The following is a 21,491-nucleotide window of genomic DNA, read 5'->3' on the forward strand; positions in this document are numbered from 1 at the left end:
GTTCTACCCTGGCTACTGCTATAATAAGACCATATAAAAAAAGGTCAACCAGAAATATTTTCTTATCTGGTTAACCTTATAATACGAACGGGTGCGATAGCGAAATAACAGCTATCGCTTATCGTGCTAAACCAGCTAATAGTTTGTCAATATTTTTCTATAAAAATCTTAAAAACCACATGCTATACTAAAAATAGACATACCAAATAACCTTCCTATATTATTTTATTGGAAGGTTTTGTTCTATTTAGTTATATATAGAGTTTAGGCTATATCTTGGAAAGCACTCTTGCTATTTAATAGGGCGTAAATCCAGTGTAAGAGCTTATTAACACAAGCAATAACAGCTACTTTAAAAGGTTTTCCTTCCTCACGCTTTTTATCATAAAACGCACGTAATTTCTTATTACGAGGAATGATTTCATCACTCGTCTTCTTTTTGCGACAATCACGTATGGCACAGCGGACTGCCATATATAAGGCATGTCGAAGCCTACTTGACCCTCGCTTCGTAATTCGGTTTCTGGTAGCTGTAAACTTACCAGACTCGAATACACTAGGATCAACACCAGCGAAAGCTACAAGTTTCTTGGGATTATCAAATCGGTCTATCTCACCAATTTCAGAGATAATCGTTGCCGCGATCTTTTCTCCGATACCAGGGATAGATTTGATAATATTATATTCTTCAATTTCTTTGGCAAGGGCATCTATCTCTGACTCTAACTTTGATAGGTGCTCTTTATATTGAAGAATAATATTGATGAACATTCCAAGGCTTAAAATATGGCTTTGGTAAACAGTCTTTTCGAATGGATTACGTTTAGCCGCAGCTATAAGTTCATTCGCTTTTTCGTTTGCCCATCTTATTGAACGACTCTTACAAAGCTCACTTATCTTTTCAGTTAGTATCTCTTCATTCACGTTTAGAATATCTTCAGAAGATGGGAACTCTAATAAAGTTAAGAGCGACACCACTGAATATAAATCGCCAAAAACCCCTCTATACTCAGGGAATACTTGGTCAAGGATGGCTTGGAATTGTAATTTAGTTTGAATCAGTGTACCTGTAATATTTTCATGTTGTCTTGTTAGATTACGAAGGTTTAAGAGTTGAACTCCACGCTTTTTATAGGGTTCTAACTCTTCTTTGTAAAAGAGCTCGCAGAGGTGATAAGCATCAACCGCATCGGTCTTAACCTTCCTTAAACTCGAACTTTTCGCCTTATAGGAAATCAGTGGGTTAATGATAATCAACAAGTACCCACGTTCCTCTAAGTAATGAACCACTGGTGTTTGATAATGCCCTGTTGACTCTAAAATAATTGGTGGTTTTACACCCGATTGTTCTTTCACTTCCTCAAGAAATTCTCTAAGAGAAGCAAGCCCCTCCAAGGTATGACTTATTTTAAAACTCTTACGAAATGGATTCCCCTTATCAAGAAATGCTTGAACCTGACTTTCTCCCTTTGAAACATCCAGACCTATGACTGGATTCATTTTTAATCTCCCTCCTAAACTATTGATTTGCCAGTAACCCCTAATCCTCCATGCAGTATCACAGCTTCGCTTGTTATACGAGATCTAGGTCCCAACCAGCCTCAATCATGTTTCTACAAGTAGGGGGCGAACTGTTTAGCAGACGGGGTCAATGCCCCACGAGCAGTTACGTTCTACCCTGGCTACTGTTATAATAAGACCATATAAAATAAGGTCAACCAGAAATATTTTCTTATCTGGCTAACCTTATAATACGAACGAAGCAGTTTAGTAAATTTTATAGGGGGATTGGTATGTGGATATTAATACTAATTATTGTAATTGGCATGGGTACAATCATTGGGTATCTAAAAGAACAATCAAGTCAAAATAAAAGAATTATTGAGCTACTTGAAGATATAAAGGACAAATCATAATGATAAACATATGTATGATGTGAAGGAATAGGAGACTCTTTTTAAAGAATTTAGTGATTGATGTCTTATCAAAGTAACGCATAGCGTATTTACAATAAGAAGATACGCTTCTTTTCATTAACGAAGCAGGAATGTTGAACAATGAATGGATTTTCAAAGAGACTCGAATCAAATAATGAGATCTGAAAAAGTCCCGACGTCGTTAAAGTCGGGGAGGATAAAGTTATAGTGAGGTAATAATGTGGACTTTGTTTTTATGATGATTATGCTAATTTCTAATTTTATATTAATTGTTCTAACATCTTGGATTTTCTTGCCGTTTGTGTAGCAAGAGTAGAACAAGGAGTTGTCGAATATGAATTTCTAAAAGAAAAGCGTGAATGTATCACGCTTCATGAGTAATTTTTATAATGGTCGCATTGTTATAGATAGGAATAGAATTTTCTGTAGGGTTGTACCATTATTTTCAGAGGAATGTATCAACTAATTAGTTCCCAGAAATACTAGTCTTTGATTATCAAACCCATTAGGGATGCAAACTGAATAGCCTGATATGTTGATATTTTGCATCCCTTTAAATCATTTATTGAAACGGTTAGTGACTCAAAATTTGAGGAACTAATATCTATTCCTTTTAGTGATGTTTGTTCAAAGTTTGCTTCATTGAGATTACATAAATCGAATTCAACCTTTTTTAGTTTGCAGTCATAAAAATCTGCATTTTTTAATGAAACATTTTTAAATATAACTTTTTCAAGTTTAGAATTTCCGAATGTGCTCAAGTTTAATATCGAGTTTTCAAATTTAACATTACCAATGTAGGATTCCGGGAATTCACAACCGATTAATTTGCTGTTAATAAATTCTACCCTATGAATGGAAGAATTACTCATATTTACATTGGATAAATCACAGTTTTCAAAACGAACATCTGTAATATCAATATTACTAAAATCTGTATTCGTGAACCTGCAATTCTGTATCAATGCATTGTAAAGTCGTACTCTATCTACAGCTTCATTTGTAAAATCAGAATCGGTGATGTCACACATTTCAAGTGTTGAATCTTCTTCATTAAAAATATCGTTAAAATTCCTTGCAGTTAACTCTAGCGAAATATTAGGAATATTAATTTTCATACTATACCTTCTTTCGATTATTCGTTAGCTACTAGCAAAGATAGTATATCAGCAATAATGTGTTCATAATAATGCAAGGTGTCTTCAAATGAAAATTTTGAAAGGTGGATTTTTATGTATATTCCTTTACATTTTAAAGTCACAGATGAAACAACGGCATACGATATTATCAAAGAACATAGTTTTGCGATGCTTTTTTCGGGGCACAATGGAACGCCATTTGCAACTCATTTACCGTTAATTTTGAACAAGGAGAATACATACTTATATGGTCACTTTGCTCGTCCAAACCCTCAGTGGAAGGATATAAGAAATCAAACCGTTCTAGCTATTTTTCATGGTCCTCATTGTTATATCTCCCCATCGTGGTATGAAACGAATAAAGCAGTACCAACGTGGAATTACGTGACAGTCCATGTTTATGGAGAAGTCGAACTATTAGAGGATGAAAATGAGTTAATGGATTCCTTACACCAAATGGTATTGAAATATGAAGCTCCTGACAGTTCATATAGATTACAAGATGTAGATGCTGAGTTTCTTTCTGGTATGAACAAAGGAGTACAAGGTTTCAAAATAAAAATCAACAAGATAGAAGGGAAGGCTAAGTTAAGTCAAAATCATTCATTGCAGCGACAAGAGCTAGTTATTAATCAACTAGAACAAATTTCAAATACAGATGAGCAACAGATTTCTTCATTAATGAAGGAAAATCTAAAAAAGTAAATGTTTAATGTTATTGCAATCACAGGTGCCTATTGTTTGAATAAGAGCAACTAACAAATAATATTTTACTGCGCAGATAACCATTATGTTCAATAAAAGACAAGCTTGTTTATTTTATAATATGGAACGTTGGTTATATAAAAATCTTAAAGATAATTAACCAAGTGCTTTAACAGAACTAAAAATACAACCTGATACAATTAATCTATTATAGTTTTATGCATATAGTAACCCTACCAATAGATAAATAAAAGCCAATGATTACTCATTGAGTAATCATTGGCTAGCAACAGCTTATATATTTAAAAGCGGAGATAAATATTAAGCAGTTTTCAACTTATCACTTGAAACATAATTCTTTTCTTCTTTTTTGAAGATTGCTTGTTTGATATATGGTAACACCCAACGGTCACCACCAAAGCGTCCTGCGTTCGCTCCAGCTGCTAAAATGAACATTGAGAATAACACCATCCATGGGTTAGTAGAAACAGTTCCAGCAAACATAAAGGCAAAGTTCATCATGACTCCAAAGAATGCGGCTGCACTAGTAAATACTCCTAAAATAAGTCCTAAACCTACAAGCACTTCGCCCCATGCCACCATAAAGCTAAACAATTCGGCATTCGGTAAAGCGAATCTCTCTAAGAACGCCACATAAGTCGGGTACACTAATTGCTCACCTGACATAACAGGATTTGCAATTGAGCCATTCAGGTAGCCACCAGCATTAAAGTCTCCCATAACCTTGCCAATTCCTGCTGATAACCACATCCAACCTATATATAATCGTAAGAACGTTAAAATCCCAGCTGCTATTTTATTAGTACGTAAGAATTGTCCAAACATTGTAATTCCTCCTTGTTAGGTATCTTTTGAGTTTAAGTTTCCTAGTCGCGACAAGTGAGGTTTTCTTATGTGAATAATTTCACAAACTTATTGTAACCCGTATTCTCGCATCTGTCTATAGACTTCACAACTCAGACATACAATGGTATGTCAACACTAAACTGGACAAATAATTAAAGGTGTACTGACTTGAATTCGATAGGTGTAACATAATCTAGTGAACCATGGATACGAACATGGTTATACCAATGAACATAATCAAAAAGTTCAAGGTCAAGTTCGGGTTGGTTAGAGAATACTCTACCATTCACAAACTCAGTTTTAATAACTTTAAAGGTTGCCTCCGCTACAGCGTTGTCATAGGGGGTTCCTTTGTTGCTTAAAGAACGTTCAATTCCAAAGGTTTTTAGTGCTTCATCAATAAGTTTGTTCTTAAATTCACTGCCCCGATCCGTGTGAAATAATTCAAGACGATGAAGGTTGTATGGAACTTTTGCGAAGGCACGCTGAACTAAGGCTGCGTCTTTTTGAGGACCAGCACTATATCCAATAATTTCACGGTTATATAAATCTACTAAAATACAGATGTAATGCCACTTTTGCTGAACTCGAACGTAAGTCAAGTCACTCACTACGACTTTGAGTTCTTTTTCTTGGTTAAATTCTCGATTTAAGGCATTGCCGATAGGAGATTCATTACACTTTGTTTTCGATGGTTTAAACTGAGCCACTGTGTATTTGGATACCAGTCCTTGTTCCTTCATAATCCGACTAATACGCCGACGAGAGACTTGCAACCCTTGCTTTTCTAGTTCTTTCTTTAATTTACGTTGTCCATAAATTTGGCGGCTTCTATTGAAAAGGTCAACGATGAGCTTCGTTACCTCTTCGTCAGGGTTCTCTCGTTTCTTTGCTTCATAATAATACGTACTTCGAGGAAGTTGTAGGACGTTACACATTGCTGATACCGAGTATTTGTGAAGGTTATTACGGATCACATCTACTTTCGTCCCATGATCAGCGCGGCTTGCTTTAAAATGTCATTTTCCATAGCGAGGCGTTGGTTTTCTTTTCGAAGTCGAAGTAGTTCTTCTTGTTCTGGCGTTCGATTGTCCTTTTCTTCAAAGGAACCACTTGCCTGGTTTTGTTGAACCCATTTGTCAAAGGAAGAAGCCGTCAATTCGTATTCTTTAATAATTTCCGAACGAGGTTTACCAGAAGCATATAATTGGACGATTTGTTCTTTGAATTCTTTCGTAAATGATCGGCGCTTACGTTTTGTCATAGTCTCGTCTCCTTCGAGTAATTTGACTCAAGTGTATAGCACCTTAACAAACCTGTCCAACTTAGTGTAGCCTATCCAACAAATGGAAAAACAAAGTAGTCTACTCACCGCTCGACTCATCGCTCCCATTCAAAGAAGAATAATCTTAGAAGAAGCGAACTGTCTCACTGGAAGCAAGACCACACGCAGCAGTTACTAGAGTAGATTCATGAAGCGATGCTCCGGCCAAGTCTCCACAGCACCATCACTCCGCTCGGCCTGTTCCCCTTGACCTCGTAGAGTTGGCGTCGAAGGGTCTACTTTCTCTCGAAGGAAGGGGCTTGGTTCTTTGTGTTGCTGCAAGGTATATAACAAGAAGTAATGCAACACAAACAGAGGGAAACACTCCGTACATCCCCCTCTGACCATATCGCTTCGTTGTCTTAGATTTACTAATCTTATCTTGTCTATTACTCATAATCTGACCCTACAACGCCAAAAAATATGCTAGCGTCTTACGCTAACATAATGATAGATGAAATTTTCTTCATAAAATTACATAATTCTTCTAAATTTAGTCGAATTATAGGTAATTATATTATATAATTAGATTATATAGAATTTTCTTAGAATATCTCTTTCTTAGCCTCACTTACTGCAAATCACTACAACTTTGTCACTCATAATTGTATTTTGCTTTTCTAGCATTATAGATACAAAATAGAAAAAAATAAAAAACAATACTAAAAAAACAAAAAAAGAGCCCTTCTTTACCGCAAATAAAGAAGGACTAAAAATTGAAGGAATCGTATCGATCCCTCATTAACTTATAACTTAATACTACCATATAGGTGCGATCCCTTCTACATTGGGGGATGTAAATATGCAAAACATGTCAAATGCACTACCTATTCGCACAACACTAGATAAAGCGAAAGAGCATGTCCTATTTCACCATCATGAGGCTGATGGTTGGATAACTCTAGCAAAAAAATGTAAGAAAGGTAGTTGGAGACAGTATCACTATAAACCAGAAGAACTGTCTTCCGTTTTAAAAGAGTGGGAGGGAGAAGACGTATTCTTTTCACAAAACTCATTTTTCAAACCACAACGTCGATTAGAGAATATAAGGCAACTCCGCTCCATATATGTCGATATTGATTGTCACCAACTAGATTTTGATCCTGAATGGGTATATGGGAAGCTAACCTTAGAGGTATTTGGTACAACGCTTCCCTATCCTAACCACGTAATTTTTTCAGGAAGAGGGCTCGTTTGTGTTTGGTTAATCGAGCCCGTACCTAAACGAGCATTACCACTATGGCAAGCAGTACAATCTTACTTTTTCGAACAGCTAAAATATGTAGGCGCTGATCCAATGTCTACTGATGCTACAAGGGTATTTAGGATTGCTGGCACTAGGAATTCCAAGAATGGAAGAGAAGTAAGATTACATATTTGTCATGATCATCGTTCAACATTACGTGAACTACAAGAAGAATATTTACCTGAATTATTATCACCAAATAGAACTTCTAAAGAAGCCAAGGTCTATTGTCTTACCAACTTATACAATCTCCACTATAATCGGTTACTAGATATTGAGAAGCTTGCAGAACTAAGAAATTATGATATGAAAGGGTATCGAGAACTCTTTTGCTTTTTGTATCGTTACTGGAGCTGCTGTTTTACTCAAGACACTAACGAATCTTTAAAAAGAACTCTCGAAATTAATCTAGCATTTACATCTCCATTACCAGAAAAAGAAGTAGTAAGGGCAACTCTAAGTGCAGAAAAAGCATGGCAAGCACGCCATGATGAAACTGCTAATATAATTGCATTTGAAAAAGGCTATCCAGGAGCTGGATACAATCTAAAAAATACAACAATTATTGAATGGTTTAATATAACTTCTGAAGAACAACAACACCTAAAGACCATTATCGATAATGAAGAAAAGCAAAGAAGAAAGAAACAACGTGATAAAGAGTACCAAGAAAATAATCGCCGAAATAGGGGTGACTTAGAGCGTGAAGTGTATTTGAAGAATCGTAGTGATAAAGCGCATGAACATTTACATACTCTTCGTGAATTACTAGCCCAAAACCCTACCATAACTAAGAGGGTTTTAGCATCTATTTTAGGGCTCTCAATACCACGAATCAAACAACTAAAACAGTCATTAAAACTAAAATACGAACATTTGTAGGGGGGATAATGGTTCGTCGCCCTTATATTATGGGCGTAGCCTGCTTGCTAAAAAAGGTACATAGATTAGTTAAAAAAGAAGTTGTTATGTTTGTTTTTGTGAGAACTATAGCCTCGTCGCGAGGTCAGCGATACAAGCGATAGCGCGTCAGGCTCTTGACCTTAAAATGAAGGTCCTATATTTGATGAACGCTTACCTTATTCCATCTAGCTTGCCAATTCTTTTTAAGAATCCGTTCATTATAGATAGGTAAAAGATTTTCATTATTCAAAAAATATGTTGTCGGTTTAACTATTAAATTAACAACATCACTAATACCATAAGGAGCTATTAAAATAACCTTGTTTCTTTTATCTAACTTTACTCCTAATGCTGTTGCTGTTTCTGGAAACTTTGAAATTGCATCAACAGAAGAAAAGTAAGGTTCAACATTATTTCTAAGGTGCATCCTGGCTTCATTCTTAACAGACCAAGGAATATTCGGTAAAAGAGATTTTAGTTTTTCTTCAAATTTCTTTTCTTCTAATTCATTTATTTTTGTTGTATCAAAATAGATTACATCAATATCTGGAATCGGTGTTCTTACACTAAATCTATGTAAAACATCCCAAATTTTTGTTCTAACAAAACCTGCACAAACCCACCAATCTGGTAAATTTAAAGATTTGGTAGTTTTTAATATGTCCATCATCCATTCATCTTCTTCTATAAGGGTAATGATGTCAGCCTCATTCAACACAATAAATAAACTCCTTTTAAGCTGTGTAATATTTAAATTTCTTTTTTCCTTGACCTTATTTCTTCTTAAAGTAACAGAGGGGCTTTAATACTTGAAGAAGCGGTAGCTAGTATGTAATATATTCTGCCTGATACGTTCCTCGGAATACATATCAATTAACTCTCTAGCCTTATCTGGTCTTATGCCTAATCGTATTAATAAAGAATAACTATCGTTTTCCTCAATTGAGAATGTCCGTTCTTTTAGCGATTGATATTGTTTTAACAATTCATATACCCTTAAGGAATAGCCACTTCGTTGACGCAGAACATTTCGTAACTTAAATGGTGTAAACTGCTTTTTCCATTCTAATAGAAAAGGACGTAGCGTCCCTCTACTAGTGATTGTTATCTCTCAAAACTACTATTCTATCAATGTTTTTTAAACGTATTTCGCATACGATTTTAGAAAAGGCTACGTACATATAAAATTTCACATACCGTATTTGTTTAATAAATATCATAAATAAAAATTAAGCTAGTGTAATTACATCACTTATTTAAGTTTACTTACTCCTAAACTGTGTTGCCACTCTAAACGCCCATAAATGTACCTACTTGGGGTACCGTCAGGAAAATGCGGATTTACAACGTTAAGCCCATTTTCAAAACGATTCCCCTGTTTTTAACAACGTTAAGAAAGTTTTAGTGGTCTTAAAGAATCTAATGAGACCATTTTCTCCGAATTAAAATGGTATTCTCCTAGTAAATTAATATGTTCCCAGCCTAAAGGTGACATATGGTGCAATAAGTCTTCATTAAAACTACCTGTCTGTTTTTGATATTCAACTACTTTGGTCAGATGTAGAGTATTCCAGATACTGATGGCATTGATAATTATGTTTAAAGCACTGGCTCTTTGAAGCTGATGCTGTATGGTTCGTTCCCTAAGTTCTCCTTGTTTTCCGAAGAAAATAGCTCTTGCCAATCCATTCATGGCTTCTCCTTTATTCAATCCTCTTTGTATTTTTCTTCTTAAAGATTCGTCCGAAATGTAATTAAGAATAAAGATCGTTTTTTCTATTCGTCCCATTTCGCGTAAAGCTGTAGCTAAGCTGTTTTGTCTTGAATAAGAACCTAATTTCCCCATAATTAGGGATGCTGAGACTGTTCCTTCTCTTATTGAATGAGCCAATCTCAAAACATCCTCATAATTTTCTTTAATGACCTTTGTATTTATTTGTCCACGTAAAATAGCTTCTAGTTTTGGATACTCACTTGCTTTATCTATTGTAAATAATTTTGAGTCCGATAGATCTCTTATCCTTGGAGCAAACTTAAATCCTAATAAATGGGTCAATCCGAATATTTGGTCTGTGTAACCGGCTGTGTCTGTATAATGCTCTTCTATATTTAAATCCGTTTCATGATGTAATAAACCATCCAAAACATGAATTGCATCCCTTGAATTTGTATGAATAATCTTTGTGTAATAAGAAGAGAATTGGTCACTCGTAAATCGATAGATGGTGGCTCCTTTTCCAGTTCCGTAATGTGGATTTGAATCTGCATGTAGTGACGAAACACCTAGCTGCATTCTCATACCATCTGACGAGGATGTTGTACCGTCGCCCCAATAGGAAGACAATTGTAATTTATGATGAAAATTTACTAATACGGCTTGGGCTTTATTCATTGCGTCTTCATACATGCGCCATTGAGACACATTGGCTAGTTGCTTATATGTAAATCCGGGTGTTGCTTCAGCCATCTTGCTCAATCCAATATTCATTCCCATCCCTAAAAGGGCAGCCAAGATAATGATTGTTTCTTCTTTATCTGGTTTTCGATTATTAGAAGCATGTGTAAATTGCTCATGAAATTCTGTTATATGGGCAACATCCATGAGTAAATCGGTTAATTTTATTCTTGGGAGCATCTGATAAAGGCTTGCACTAAATTTCTTTGCTTCTTCTGGTACATCTTTTTCTAGCCGTGAAATTGATAGTTTTCCTTTTTCAAGAGAAACTCCATCTAACTTGTTGGTATTGGCAGATAACCACTTTAACCTTTCATTAAGACTGCTTGTTCTCTCTATCATATAATCTTCGAATGATAAACTAACTGATAATCTCGTATCCTCCTTCGTTTGGTTCCATGTATCTTCTGAAAACAAGTATTCCTCAAAATCCCTATATTGTCTGCTGCCTACAATGGAGACATCACCAGCCCGAACATGCTCCCGAAGTTCTGTTAAAACAGCCATTTCATAGTAATGACGATTGATTGTTGTACCATCATCCTCGTATAAATGCTTTTTCCAACGTTTTGAAATAAAATCCACAGGCGAGTCATCAGGCACTTTTCGCTTTCCAGATTCGTTTATTCCACGGATAATCTCAACAGCTTGTAAAAGTGGTTCATTTGCCTTTGTAGAATGAAATTCCAATACCCTTAGTAGCGTTGGCGTATATTTTCTAAGTGAATAAAACCGTTTTTGCAATAAGTCTAAATAATCATAGTCGGCAGGACGTGCAAGCTCTTGAGCTTCTTCCACCGAAGAGACAAAGGAATTCCATTCAATAACGGATTCTAAAACCTCGAAAACGTCTAATTTTTCCTGTTTTGCTTTGATTAAAGCTTGTCCGATGTTCGTAAAGTGTAAAACCTTCTCATTCAACTTTTTCCCGTTTTGTTTTTGAATTTCCTCTTGAGCCTTACGACCTTTTGATAACAGACTTAGTATTTGTCTATCATGAATTTCAAAAGCTTTATCTGTTAACTCCTGAGTAAGTTGTAATAAAAAGACGGTTAATATTGAATAACGCTTATTTTCCTGAAAATCACGAAAAGCATAAGGCTCATATCTTGAGCCTAAACGGGATAGCTGTAACATTCGATTGCGATGCAAATGACTAATGCTTACTGTTTCTAATTCCATTCCTCTTATGTATTCAAGTCTTTCTATCACTTTTAGAAATGTTTCAGGTGAAGGGTGAGCCGGCGGTTCCTTTAACCAACCCAATATTGTTTTATTGGATTCAGATGGATGCTGCGAAGTAATGATCTCTTCAAGTTTTTCTTTTTGGTTATTTGTTAGAGATTGACTAACCGTATTAAATAGCTTCTTTTCAGCCATTGCCCTTGCCTCCCACACCATTCTCTCAAGTGTAGTAATAGCAGGTAGTATGATTTTGTTTTTTCTTAGAAAATCTATGCATTCATGTAGTAGATGAATGGCATCACCATTTTCAAATGCTAATTGATGAAGATGCTTAAATGTCATTCGATATTCTTTTAGAGTAAAAGTTAAAAAGTCATATTCACTTCGAATTTCCTTTAAATGATCCCAAAGTGTATTTTCTCTTTGGGGATAAAGACTAAGCGAAGATGGAGTAGCACCGATTTGCTTCGATATATAGTGTATGACTGAATCCGGAATGCTTTTGATATGGGTGTATGGCCAACTCGGATACCGAAGAATGGCTAATTGAACGGCGAACCCTAAACGGTTTTCTTCTCTTCTCCTTTTATTTATAATTTCTAAATCCCGTTTGGAAAAAGTGTAGTGTGTTCCCAGAACCCACTCATCTTCAGGAATTTGCATAAGGGCCTGTCGCTGTTCCGATGTAAGCAATTCTCTACCTCTCGCAACTTTCATACAGCATCATCTCATTTCTGTAATTATTCAGTTAATTAGTTCAATTATATATCAATAGAGTGTACTCTATTGATACAAGCGTAGTAGACTGATAGAATTACAGATAAGAGTGTCTCATAAGACTTGTCTCGAAAATGAGGTGAAAAAATGAGGAAAATTGGATATGTTCGAGTAAGTTCTGTAGGTCAAAATCCTGCCCGACAAATTCAGCAATTAAAAGAAATTGGGATGGATATTATATATGAAGAAAAAATATCTGGTGCAACAAAGGAACGAGAACAATTGCAAAAAATGCTTGGGGATATACAGGAAGGTGACACCATTTATATTACCGATTTAACAAGAATCACTCGTAGCACACAAGATTTGTTTGAATTGATTGAAATCATACGAAATAAAAATGCTAACCTAAAGTCACTTAAAGATACATGGATCGACTTGTCAGAAGAAAATCCTTACAGCCAATTCTTAATTACTGTCATGGCTGGCGTTAACCAATTAGAAAGAGACCTTATTCGTATGCGTCAACGGGAAGGTATTGAACTAGCAAAAATAGAAGGAAAGTTTAAAGGACGATTAAAAAAATATCATAAGAACCATGCAGGGATGAACTATGCAATAAAGTTGTATAATGAGGGGAATATGACAGTAAATCAAATATGTGAGATCACAAATGTATCTAGGGCTTCACTATATAGAAAATTAACAGAAGAGAAAAATTAACACGATAATCACAACACATTGTGAATTGTTTCACTTATACTAACGAGAGTTTAGCACAACAAGAGGAAAAATAATCATCGAAGACAAGCATATACATTACACTATAAGGATAATTATTGAGGTGGTTTTAATGTATAAAATAGTAGTCTTATTTATTTTGATTCTAGTTGTAACAGGGTGCCAAATTTCAGAAAGTAAATATCCAGAAATTAAACATATAACTACGAATAACCAAGAGGTTGAAAACTATAAAAATTACTTAGGTGCTGTTGATGTTGATGAATTATCTAAAGTTTTATTAAAAGAGCATGACATTGTATTAATGTCTTATATACCTCTTTTACCAATAAAAGTGAATATGGATATTAGGAAGCTTGGAGAATTTGAAACAAAGCTAACAAGTCAAGAAAAAGAAGGAATTCGTGAAACAATAACTAATTTTATTGGATTACATGAAGTTACGGTAGAGCTAGAACAGTTTACAATTAAGGAAAACTCTAATATTACAGGTGAAATTTTAGATATAGACTATGATAAAAATAAAATACTAATCGTAGAAGTACCAACTAATAATAAATTTGTTTGGATAACACCAACAGATGATGCTTTTTTAAGTTATAAGGGAATAGAAAAACCGTTTTCTTTTAAAGAGATTGAGATAGGGCAAAGAGTATCTGTTTGGTATGTCGGACCAAAAGTTCTAACAAATCCAGGTAAGGGTACAGCATTAAAAATAATAATTGAGTAACGGGAGCGTATCTAAAGTTAGCAAATTGTATAACTAAAGAGCAGAAGAGTTTAAGAAAAGAAATTCGTACAATTAGAAATAGTAAAGATAATTACCTAAGAGAATAATATATCCACTTTTTTAAGAGGTAATAGGTGCAGGGGGAATTTAATGATTAGAGATATAATTAAGAACAATATGCCTTTATTTATTGGATTGATTGGCGCTTTCCTCATAGTTTCGATTAGTTATAACATCTATCAAGCTGTTCAAGTGCAAGAATATAAGAAAACGATTGTTCATTATGGTATGTCAACACTAAACTGGACAAATAATTAAAGGTGTACTGACTTGAATTCGATAGGTGTAACATAATCTAGTGAACCATGGATACGAACATGGTTATACCAATGAACATAATCAAAAAGTTCAAGGTCAAGTTCGGGTTGGTTAGAGAATACTCTACCATTCACAAACTCAGTTTTAATAACTTTAAAGGTTGCCTCCGCTACAGCGTTGTCATAGGGGGTTCCTTTGTTGCTTAAAGAACGTTCAATTCCAAAGGTTTTTAGTGCTTCATCAATAAGTTTGTTCTTAAATTCACTGCCCCGATCCGTGTGAAATAATTCAAGACGATGAAGGTTGTATGGAACTTTTGCGAAGGCACGCTGAACTAAGGCTGCGTCTTTTTGAGGACCAGCACTATATCCAATAATTTCACGGTTATATAAATCTACTAAAATACAGATGTAATGCCACTTTTGCTGAACTCGAACGTAAGTCAAGTCACTCACTACGACTTTGAGTTCTTTTTCTTGGTTAAATTCTCGATTTAAGGCATTGCCGATAGGAGATTCATTACACTTTGTTTTCGATGGTTTAAACTGAGCCACTGTGTATTTGGATACCAGTCCTTGTTCCTTCATAATCCGACTAATACGCCGACGAGAGACTTGCAACCCTTGCTTTTCTAGTTCTTTCTTTAATTTACGTTGTCCATAAATTTGGCGGCTTCTATTGAAAAGGTCAACGATGAGCTTCGTTACCTCTTCGTCAGGGTTCTCTCGTTTCTTTGCTTCATAATAATACGTACTTCGAGGAAGTTGTAGGACGTTACACATTGCTGATACCGAGTATTTGTGAAGGTTATTACGGATCACATCTACTTTCGTCCCATGATCAGCGCGGCTTGCTTTAAAATGTCATTTTCCATAGCGAGGCGTTGGTTTTCTTTTCGAAGTCGAAGTAGTTCTTCTTGTTCTGGCGTTCGATTGTCCTTTTCTTCAAAGGAACCACTTGCCTGGTTTTGTTGAACCCATTTGTCAAAGGAAGAAGCCGTCAATTCGTATTCTTTAATAATTTCCGAACGAGGTTTACCAGAAGCATATAATTGGACGATTTGTTCTTTGAATTCTTTCGTAAATGATCGGCGCTTACGTTTTGTCATAGTCTCGTCTCCTTCGAGTAATTTGACTCAAGTGTATAGCACCTTAACAAACCTGTCCAACTTAGTGTAGCCTATCCATTATGAAGAAAATAAACTAGGAATGTATTACCTATTATTAGATTCAGGGGAGTCAGAAAAACTCCACCAAGAGATGAATAATTTAATCAAAAAAATGAATTCAAATGTGTTAAGTGATAAAGATATTAAAGAGTTTCATAATACGATATATTCATTTTATGAATTTTTATTTGTATTGAATTTATTAAACCCATACGGTGAGTACCAGAATAGTATAAGGTTAGCCGCTTTTACTGAAGCGCCATTTCGCTTTCACTTCTATGGTACCGACCAAGTGGCAAGTCATTCAATGATTAATGATATCCGTTCTTTGTTTCACAATAATATAAATCAACTTTATGTAAGTGAAGAACTTGAACAGTTAAAAAAGTACATAGAAAATATTGATATGCAGTTATATCAATTTAGGAATACATTTCTTTCAAGGGATTACTTATACCGAGAGAAGACTAGAGAAAGTATGGAAGAGTTTAATCACCTATTCTATAACGAGATTAAACATTTACATGATGCAATAGATTATGACTGACAACGGGCAGGACTATACTTAGTTATAACCTATATCTTTGACATTTTGGTACCAGTCACTGAAGGATAATGGTTGTAGGTTATTTAACGGGAGCTTAGCTTAACAAGCCAAATGAAAAAATCGGTTCCTAAACATTTTGTAAGGAACCGATTTTTCTATGCTTTTATTTGCTTAACGTTGTAAATCCGCATTTTCCTGACGCTACCCCTACTTGTATTTATTTTTGATATGCTAAGTTTTTTTGTCAATAATCCACTAGTTTGGTCGAAATGCTTTATTTTTAGGATTGATCTTTGCATAATGATTAAGTAAAAAACAAACTGACTAGTCGGTTGGAAATTTATAGGGGAGTCGAGTTATAAAAATGTCTGACATTCATGATTTATTGTTAGTTGAAAGTTACGAAAAAGCAGTAAAGTTAAGCCAGATAGATAAATATTTTATTTTATTACTCAAAAAGGAATTGGAGAGAAGAGGAATTCAGTTATAGTATATATTTCACTTTTAAGCCTCAGCTTCTTTGCTGGGGTTTTTATTTATTAAAACTAGTAGAATTCAGAGGAAGAAAAATAAATACCTATATAGAAGAAACGTTTATTCGAATATTCATTGTTTTATTGGTTTCTGAATATCCAACTTGGCATGCCTATAAATACTTGTTAAAATATATATCTATTGAAGGAATATACCAAGAAACGTAGAATCCTATAAAAGAAGAAACGTTTATTCGAATATTGGAGGTCATTTTATGGCAATTACGATAACGATGGGAATTCAGAAGGGCGGATGTGGTAAGAGTACTACTACTGGGGCTCTAGCTCATCTGTTAAGTCGAGATGGGTATCGAGTGTTGGCTGTAGATCTAGACTCTCAAGGAAACTTGACCGAACTTCTTGCTCAGCAACCCTCAAATGAATTTGTTAATCGTTCGGTCCTTGAAGCGATGCAAGAGAATGATGCAGCAAAGTACATTTACTCTATTAATGAAAATATAGACTTGCTACCGGCTAATAACTTCCTTGCAACATTCCAGCGTTGGTTATATACGGGGAAAACCTATAGTGGTGATTATTTACCTTATTCGGGGAATCCTAGTCTTGTATTAGATAAGGTATTAGAGCCGCTTCAAGATCAGTATGATTATATAGTTGTAGATACTGCACCAAGTTTAAGTGAGCAGACAACGAATGCACTTTGCATCAGCGATTACGTTGTTGTAATGTATGAATGCTCGAATTGGTGCTACTCAGCAATCCCTAACTTTTTAGACTCAGTATATGTAGCACAGGAATTAAGTAAACATGATTTACAGATAGCTGGAATTCTAAGAACAATGAATGATGTTCGTCGCAGTGATGCAAAGGCATTCAACGAAATGATCGAAGAAGACTACCCAGAGCTTGTATTCAAAACAGTGATTACAAGAAAAGCTCCAACAGGGAGACTTTCACTCTATGGATTTGAAGACAATAGTGAATTAAGGCAAGCGTTAGATCAATATGAAAGCTTTTATAAGGAGTTGTTAGAACGTGTCAAGAATTGATGATATTAAAAATCGAAAAAGACAACAAAAACAAGTCTCACCATCACATGCATTATCAGAACCAATAAACGAAGAAAACAACGTTGTTAGAAAGGAAGAAAGGAATATGACAACAAAAGAAGAAACGAAAGTTGAAAGAAAGCGTGTGTCATTCGATATTAGAACCGACTTACATAAAGAACTAAAGATGCAATCGCTGATTCAGGAGAAGAATATTTATATATTGATTGAAGAAGCGTTGGAGGAGTATTTAAAGAAAGATTAATAGGAATTAAAGAGAAACTTGTATTAAATAGTTTTCAAAGTAAGCATAAGCTATCTACAACTATTATAGAAACAACATTGAACAGGAACAATTGTGATATATTATTGATTCATAATTTAAAAGCTGTATTAGGAGTGAGTCTATAATGTCAAAAAAAATGAAAAGTATCCTTACGCATGTTGCAATAACCTCAGCACTTGATGCAGCTGTACAAAAAGCAGACGAGTTAGGAATAAAAGTCTGTATAGCTATTGTTGATGATGGAGGAAACCTTAAAGGTTTTATTAAAATGGACGGTGCAAATTTAATACCTAGCCAAATTGCACAAGATAAAGCCTACACAGCTGCTGGTTTTGGACTACCGACATCTGATTGGTATCCAAAAATTAAAGACAAACCAGCTTTGTTACATGGGATTGTTCATACTGATCGAATGACTATTTACGGTGGAGGCCTACCCATTTACATAGAAGAAGATTTAGTTGGTGGAGTAGGTGTTTCAGGAGGAACAGGCGAGCAAGATATTATGTGTGCCGAAGCAGCACTAAATATACTGTTAAACGATAAATAAAATATAGAATTATTTGTTTACTAAAAACATCTGTTTGTTGCGGAGAGTTCTTTCTGCAGAAAACAGATGTTTTTTTGTTTTAGAAAAGCATGTTTTCAAAAGTTTGAAGTATGTCTAAGCATTTGAAACAACAGCTATCCTACGTTCAAATAACAGTCAAATAAAAGCTTTATGAGTGATAGTTAGAAAGTACGTACTAATTTTGTCAGATTAAATTACAGGAATTTTTAGAAATTTTAAAAAGTTCTATTGACTTTACCTTTGCAACATATTTACAATGTAAATTATAAAAACGTAGTTTTATATAAAAAACAAGGAAAGGGGTTGCAAAGGTAATTTACTATTTTATTGCTAACTGTCTAGCAAATTGGTTGGTAAAAATCACCTGATGTAAGCGCTTACTTTATATTATCTTACAATGTAAAAAAAATTACTCAATGAATGGAGTTGTAAACATGAAAAATAACTTATTACTTTGCTGTATTACGGCATTACTAGCTATTATTTTAATTGGTTGCTCAAGTTCTGGTTCAAGTTCAAGTTCTAGTGAATCAACCGGAGGCAGTGAAACTTCTGAAGAGAACAGTCCTGTAGAAATTCGATTTGGAGGTGGCTACGCTGCTGAGGAACCGTTTTGGTTACTTGAAATTGCCGATGATACTTTAGCTCCAAATTTAGGTAAAACGTACACATTAGATGTTTCACAGTTTAGAGCAAATGCGGATCGTTTAAACGCTTACCAAGCCGGTCAACTAGATGGGGGTTCGTTAGGTCAAGCCGCTTCTATGATTGCTAGTGAACAAGGCGTTGAAATGAAAGTAGTAGCAGGTCTTACAAAAGATACACCAAATGAAGGATTTAATAATGCTTTCATGGCTTTAGCTGATTCAGATATTAATAGTGTTGAAGACTTGAAAGGAAAAACAATTGGTTTATCTGACTTTAGAGCACCAGCAGATTTCTGGGCTAGAAATGCACTTCGTTCTGCTGGGTTAGAACCTGATAGAGATGTAAGTTATGCAATTACTCCTATTCCAGCAATGACCGAAGCTGTTAAAGCAGGTCGAATTGATGTTGGTCTGTTCCCTCAGCCTTTTGCAGCAGCAGCTGAAGCATCTGGCGAGTTCAAAATCGTATTTACATCAAAAACAGGTGTTCCAGTTGATGAAGATTTCTTAGTAATCTTCTTAAATCCAACATTTATTGAGGAAAATGAAAGTGCGGTACGAGATTTCTTAGCAGATTACACAGCAGTAGTAGAGTATTACATGGAAAATGGTGAAGAAGCAAGACAAATGCTAATTGATGCAGGCAAAGTAGACGCGGATCCGGAAATTTACGTAGGCATGACAGATAGCAATCGTTCAGCATATTTAGAAGTAGATGCTTGGCCAGAAATCCAACAAATGATGCTGAAAGATGGTTGGCTTTCATCAGAAGTAGACCTTGATGAATTAATTGATATATCTCTATTACCTTAATTAAAGAAAGAGCCTGAGAGGATATCATGTCCTCTCAAGCATAAATACCAAGGAGGGAATGCTCGATGGCAACTAAAATACCAGCAATACAGATTGAAAATTTACGAAAAGTGTATACTTCAAAAAAAGAAGAAGTACTTGCTATTAAAGATATTAGTTTAGATATCCCTGAGGGAAAGTTTGTAAGTATTGTCGGTCCAAGTGGATGTGGAAAAAGTACATTCTTACACATTGTTGGTGGTTTTATCCCTAAAACATCTGGAACAGTTCGTATTAGAGGAAAAGAAGTAGAAAAGCCAGGTCCCGATCGTGGGATGATGTTTCAAGAATCTGCCCTGTTCCCTTGGAAAAACATATTTGATAACGTTGCATGGGGTCTAGAAATTCAAGGAAGACCAAAGGCCGAAGTTAAGGAAGTAGTAGAGCGTTATTTAAAACTCGTTCACTTATGGGACTTCAGAGATCATTTGCCTTCTCAGCTTTCAGGTGGGATGAAACAAAGGGTTTCTCTAGCGCGAGTATTGGCATTTAACCCAGATGTACTACTAATGGATGAACCATTTGGTGCGTTGGATGCCCAAACAAGAGAAGAAATGCAAGTTGAATTACAAAGAATTTGGAGCGAATCTAAAAAGAGTGTTCTATTTGTCACACATGATATTGAGGAAGCTGTTTTCTTAAGTGATTTCGTTGTTGTTTTATCAGGAAGACCAGGTGAAATTTCAGAAATCATTGATATTAAATTTGAAAGACCACGTGATTTAAGCTTATACAAATCAGCTGAATTTAGAGATTATCGCAATCATATTTGGGATTTATTACATGAGGAGCGCCGCACTCCAGATGTTACCATCCCGGAGGCTGCCAATGGATAAAAAATTTCAAAAAATCGCAATTATTGAAGTTAGTGTTATTTTAATTGTTTGGGAGCTGTTGGCGTTTTTTCAATGGATCCCAACCTATCTTTCTAGTCCATCAATTATCTTAGGTACCATGTGGGAGTTAATGAAAACAGGGGACATTTTTAGCCATGCGGGCTCAAGCCTTTATCGTTCATTCTTTGGTTTTTTGATTGTAGCAACAGTTGGGGTAACTTTTGGTATCGTAGCGGGTTACTATCGTAAAATCGGTGACTTCTTTGATCCAATTATCAATGCAATCAATCCGATTCCTAAAATCGCCTTGTTACCTATACTTATGGTTTGGTTTGGAATGTCAGATTTTACACGAATCCTTATTATTTTTCTAACGGCATTTTTCCCAACCTTTGTTGCAACGAGAGATGGGGTTCGCTCAGTTAAACAAGTCTTTTTATGGGCAAGGGAAAATATGGGGGCTAATCGCTTTCAACTTCTTTATAAAGTGGCCTTTCCGGCGACACTTCCGAAAATATTCGATGGTTTAAGGGTATCTCTTGGACTGACATTTGTCATGATGTTCTCATCTGAAATTATCGGTGCCTCTAATGGTTCAGGTCTTGGGTTTTTAATTTTAAATGCTGATCTGGTAGGAAGAACAGATATCATGTTTGCTGCTGTGGCTTTTATAGGAATGTTGGGCTTTATATTTGATCGCATTTTATTAAAGGTTCGTAGTAGAGTGCTTTGGTGGGATGAAGATGGAAAGAAAGTCTAACATACGGTCTTATA

At 35.3% G+C, this 21,491-nt stretch carries 22 protein-coding genes and 1 pseudogene; 14 read left to right on the forward strand and 9 right to left on the reverse strand.

The features are described from left to right. Window positions 1-264: 264 nt before the first annotated feature. Window positions 265-1,500, reverse strand: coding sequence for an IS110 family transposase (locus CD003_RS20520; protein WP_096202010.1), 1,236 nt, complete (start codon window positions 1,498-1,500; stop codon window positions 265-267). A 293-nt stretch (window positions 1,501-1,793) separates the two neighbouring features. On the opposite strand from CD003_RS20520, the gene CD003_RS22420 reads away from it, so the two are divergent. Then, the gene (locus CD003_RS22420; RefSeq protein WP_257008412.1) at window positions 1,794-1,916 is read left to right on the forward strand and encodes a hypothetical protein; all 123 of its coding nucleotides are present in this window, start codon (window positions 1,794-1,796) and stop codon (window positions 1,914-1,916) included. A 503-nt stretch (window positions 1,917-2,419) separates the two neighbouring features. Here the strand turns inward: CD003_RS22420 and CD003_RS20525 are convergent. After that, window positions 2,420-3,055 carry a pentapeptide repeat-containing protein gene (locus CD003_RS20525; protein WP_096203133.1) on the reverse strand — a complete coding sequence of 212 codons (636 nt, stop codon included), beginning with the start codon at window positions 3,053-3,055 and terminating at the stop codon, window positions 2,420-2,422. Window positions 3,056-3,169: 114 nt separating this feature from the next. Between CD003_RS20525 and CD003_RS20530 the strand changes: the two genes are divergently transcribed. Beyond that, window positions 3,170-3,781, forward strand: coding sequence for an FMN-binding negative transcriptional regulator (locus CD003_RS20530; RefSeq protein ID WP_096203134.1), 612 nt, complete (start codon window positions 3,170-3,172; stop codon window positions 3,779-3,781). 321 nt (window positions 3,782-4,102) lie between these two features. Here the strand turns inward: CD003_RS20530 and CD003_RS20535 are convergent, their stop codons facing one another. Both CD003_RS20535 and CD003_RS20540 read right to left on the reverse strand, forming a co-directional pair. Beyond that, window positions 4,103-4,627: a DoxX family protein gene (locus CD003_RS20535; RefSeq protein WP_096203135.1), complete on the reverse strand. Its 525-nt coding sequence runs from the start codon at window positions 4,625-4,627 to the stop codon at window positions 4,103-4,105. Between the two features lie 173 nt (window positions 4,628-4,800). Continuing rightward, a protein-coding gene (locus CD003_RS20540) for an IS3 family transposase (protein ID WP_096200054.1) occupies window positions 4,801-5,912 on the reverse strand; the annotation gives its coding sequence in 2 pieces (ribosomal slippage) (window positions 4,801-5,663 and window positions 5,663-5,912; 1,113 coding nt in all). 862 nt (window positions 5,913-6,774) lie between these two features. Between CD003_RS20540 and CD003_RS20545 the strand changes: the two genes are divergently transcribed. Next, window positions 6,775-8,100, forward strand: coding sequence for a replication protein (locus CD003_RS20545; RefSeq protein WP_096203136.1), 1,326 nt, complete (start codon window positions 6,775-6,777; stop codon window positions 8,098-8,100). Between the two features lie 175 nt (window positions 8,101-8,275). On the opposite strand, the gene CD003_RS20550 is transcribed toward CD003_RS20545, so the two are convergent. The 4 genes and pseudogenes from CD003_RS20550 to CD003_RS20560 form a co-directional block, all read right to left on the reverse strand. Further along, window positions 8,276-8,791, reverse strand: coding sequence for a nucleotidyltransferase family protein (locus CD003_RS20550; protein WP_096203213.1), 516 nt, complete (start codon window positions 8,789-8,791; stop codon window positions 8,276-8,278). Window positions 8,792-8,923: 132 nt separating this feature from the next. Continuing rightward, window positions 8,924-9,106 (reverse strand): hypothetical protein, encoded by a 183-nt coding sequence (locus CD003_RS22780; protein WP_373558592.1) that lies wholly within the window; start codon window positions 9,104-9,106, stop codon window positions 8,924-8,926. Window positions 9,107-9,109: 3 nt separating this feature from the next. Further along, window positions 9,110-9,229 (reverse strand): annotated as a pseudogene (locus CD003_RS22785) (RepB family plasmid replication initiator protein); the annotation flags it as partial. Between the two features lie 282 nt (window positions 9,230-9,511). Beyond that, on the reverse strand, window positions 9,512-12,478 hold the full coding sequence (locus tag CD003_RS20560) for a Tn3 family transposase (RefSeq protein ID WP_096203138.1): 2,967 nt from the start codon (window positions 12,476-12,478) through the stop codon (window positions 9,512-9,514). A 147-nt stretch (window positions 12,479-12,625) separates the two neighbouring features. On the opposite strand from CD003_RS20560, the gene CD003_RS20565 reads away from it, so the two are divergent. From CD003_RS20565 to CD003_RS22055, 3 genes are all read left to right on the forward strand, one after another. After that, window positions 12,626-13,201, forward strand: a complete 576-nt coding sequence (locus tag CD003_RS20565) for a recombinase family protein (RefSeq protein WP_096203139.1) — start codon at window positions 12,626-12,628, stop codon at window positions 13,199-13,201. 130 nt (window positions 13,202-13,331) lie between these two features. Next, window positions 13,332-13,949 (forward strand): hypothetical protein, encoded by a 618-nt coding sequence (locus tag CD003_RS20570; RefSeq protein WP_096203140.1) that lies wholly within the window; start codon window positions 13,332-13,334, stop codon window positions 13,947-13,949. Window positions 13,950-14,099: 150 nt separating this feature from the next. After that, entirely contained in the window at window positions 14,100-14,267 is a 168-nt protein-coding gene (locus CD003_RS22055; RefSeq protein ID WP_179295657.1) for a hypothetical protein, read from the forward strand. On the opposite strand, the gene CD003_RS20575 is transcribed toward CD003_RS22055, so the two are convergent. Then, a protein-coding gene (locus CD003_RS20575) for an IS3 family transposase (protein ID WP_096200054.1) occupies window positions 14,264-15,375 on the reverse strand; the annotation gives its coding sequence in 2 pieces (ribosomal slippage) (window positions 14,264-15,126 and window positions 15,126-15,375; 1,113 coding nt in all). The two genes, CD003_RS22055 and CD003_RS20575, sit on opposite strands and share 4 nt — an antisense overlap. A 100-nt stretch (window positions 15,376-15,475) precedes the next feature. Between CD003_RS20575 and CD003_RS20580 the strand changes: the two genes are divergently transcribed. The 8 genes from CD003_RS20580 to CD003_RS20615 all read left to right on the forward strand — a co-directional run bounded on the left by CD003_RS20580 (window position 15,476) and on the right by CD003_RS20615 (window position 21,477). After that, window positions 15,476-15,982 carry a hypothetical protein gene (locus tag CD003_RS20580; protein WP_096203141.1) on the forward strand — a complete coding sequence of 169 codons (507 nt, stop codon included), beginning with the start codon at window positions 15,476-15,478 and terminating at the stop codon, window positions 15,980-15,982. Window positions 15,983-16,346: 364 nt separating this feature from the next. Further along, complete coding sequence (gene sda, locus CD003_RS20585) at window positions 16,347-16,472, forward strand: sporulation histidine kinase inhibitor Sda (RefSeq protein ID WP_096203142.1); 126 nt, start codon at window positions 16,347-16,349, stop codon at window positions 16,470-16,472. A gap of 258 nt (window positions 16,473-16,730) precedes the next feature. Next, window positions 16,731-17,525 carry a ParA family protein gene (locus CD003_RS20590; RefSeq protein WP_096203143.1) on the forward strand — a complete coding sequence of 265 codons (795 nt, stop codon included), beginning with the start codon at window positions 16,731-16,733 and terminating at the stop codon, window positions 17,523-17,525. Beyond that, window positions 17,512-17,790: a hypothetical protein gene (locus CD003_RS20595; protein ID WP_096203144.1), complete on the forward strand. Its 279-nt coding sequence runs from the start codon at window positions 17,512-17,514 to the stop codon at window positions 17,788-17,790. The genes CD003_RS20590 and CD003_RS20595 overlap by 14 nt, the downstream gene beginning before the upstream one ends. Before the next feature lie 145 nt (window positions 17,791-17,935). Next, entirely contained in the window at window positions 17,936-18,361 is a 426-nt protein-coding gene (locus tag CD003_RS20600; RefSeq protein WP_096203145.1) for a GlcG/HbpS family heme-binding protein, read from the forward strand. A 455-nt stretch (window positions 18,362-18,816) separates the two neighbouring features. Then, window positions 18,817-19,842, forward strand: a complete 1,026-nt coding sequence (locus CD003_RS20605) for an ABC transporter substrate-binding protein (RefSeq protein WP_179295658.1) — start codon at window positions 18,817-18,819, stop codon at window positions 19,840-19,842. Between the two features lie 65 nt (window positions 19,843-19,907). Next, window positions 19,908-20,717 (forward strand): ABC transporter ATP-binding protein, encoded by an 810-nt coding sequence (locus CD003_RS20610; RefSeq protein WP_096203147.1) that lies wholly within the window; start codon window positions 19,908-19,910, stop codon window positions 20,715-20,717. Then, window positions 20,710-21,477, forward strand: coding sequence for an ABC transporter permease (locus CD003_RS20615; RefSeq protein ID WP_179295659.1), 768 nt, complete (start codon window positions 20,710-20,712; stop codon window positions 21,475-21,477). Before CD003_RS20610 ends, CD003_RS20615 begins: the two co-directional genes overlap by 8 nt. The last annotated feature ends 14 nt before the right edge of the window (window positions 21,478-21,491 follow it).

Source organism: Bacillus sp. FJAT-45350 (assembly GCF_002335805.1).
Lineage (GTDB): Bacteria > Bacillota > Bacilli > Bacillales > NISU01 > FJAT-45350.

Bases quoted from the DNA above. Each gene is read 5' to 3' on its own strand.
- CD003_RS20520 (WP_096202010.1), bottom strand. From the start codon at position 1,500: ATGAATCCAGTCATAGGTCTGGATGTTTCAAAGGGAGAAAGTCAGGTT.
- CD003_RS22420 (WP_257008412.1), top strand. From the start codon at position 1,794: ATGTGGATATTAATACTAATTATTGTAATTGGCATGGGTACAATCATT.
- CD003_RS20525 (WP_096203133.1), bottom strand. From the start codon at position 3,055: ATGAAAATTAATATTCCTAATATTTCGCTAGAGTTAACTGCAAGGAAT.
- CD003_RS20530 (WP_096203134.1), top strand. From the start codon at position 3,170: ATGTATATTCCTTTACATTTTAAAGTCACAGATGAAACAACGGCATAC.
- CD003_RS20535 (WP_096203135.1), bottom strand. From the start codon at position 4,627: ATGTTTGGACAATTCTTACGTACTAATAAAATAGCAGCTGGGATTTTA.
- CD003_RS20545 (WP_096203136.1), top strand. From the start codon at position 6,775: ATGCAAAACATGTCAAATGCACTACCTATTCGCACAACACTAGATAAA.
- CD003_RS20550 (WP_096203213.1), bottom strand. From the start codon at position 8,791: ATGATGGACATATTAAAAACTACCAAATCTTTAAATTTACCAGATTGG.
- CD003_RS20560 (WP_096203138.1), bottom strand. From the start codon at position 12,478: ATGAAAGTTGCGAGAGGTAGAGAATTGCTTACATCGGAACAGCGACAG.
- CD003_RS20565 (WP_096203139.1), top strand. From the start codon at position 12,626: ATGAGGAAAATTGGATATGTTCGAGTAAGTTCTGTAGGTCAAAATCCT.
- CD003_RS20570 (WP_096203140.1), top strand. From the start codon at position 13,332: ATGTATAAAATAGTAGTCTTATTTATTTTGATTCTAGTTGTAACAGGG.
- CD003_RS22055 (WP_179295657.1), top strand. From the start codon at position 14,100: ATGATTAGAGATATAATTAAGAACAATATGCCTTTATTTATTGGATTG.
- CD003_RS20580 (WP_096203141.1), top strand. From the start codon at position 15,476: ATGTATTACCTATTATTAGATTCAGGGGAGTCAGAAAAACTCCACCAA.
- sda (WP_096203142.1), top strand. From the start codon at position 16,347: ATGTCTGACATTCATGATTTATTGTTAGTTGAAAGTTACGAAAAAGCA.
- CD003_RS20590 (WP_096203143.1), top strand. From the start codon at position 16,731: ATGGCAATTACGATAACGATGGGAATTCAGAAGGGCGGATGTGGTAAG.
- CD003_RS20600 (WP_096203145.1), top strand. From the start codon at position 17,936: ATGTCAAAAAAAATGAAAAGTATCCTTACGCATGTTGCAATAACCTCA.
- CD003_RS20605 (WP_179295658.1), top strand. From the start codon at position 18,817: ATGAAAAATAACTTATTACTTTGCTGTATTACGGCATTACTAGCTATT.
- CD003_RS20610 (WP_096203147.1), top strand. From the start codon at position 19,908: ATGGCAACTAAAATACCAGCAATACAGATTGAAAATTTACGAAAAGTG.
- CD003_RS20615 (WP_179295659.1), top strand. From the start codon at position 20,710: ATGGATAAAAAATTTCAAAAAATCGCAATTATTGAAGTTAGTGTTATT.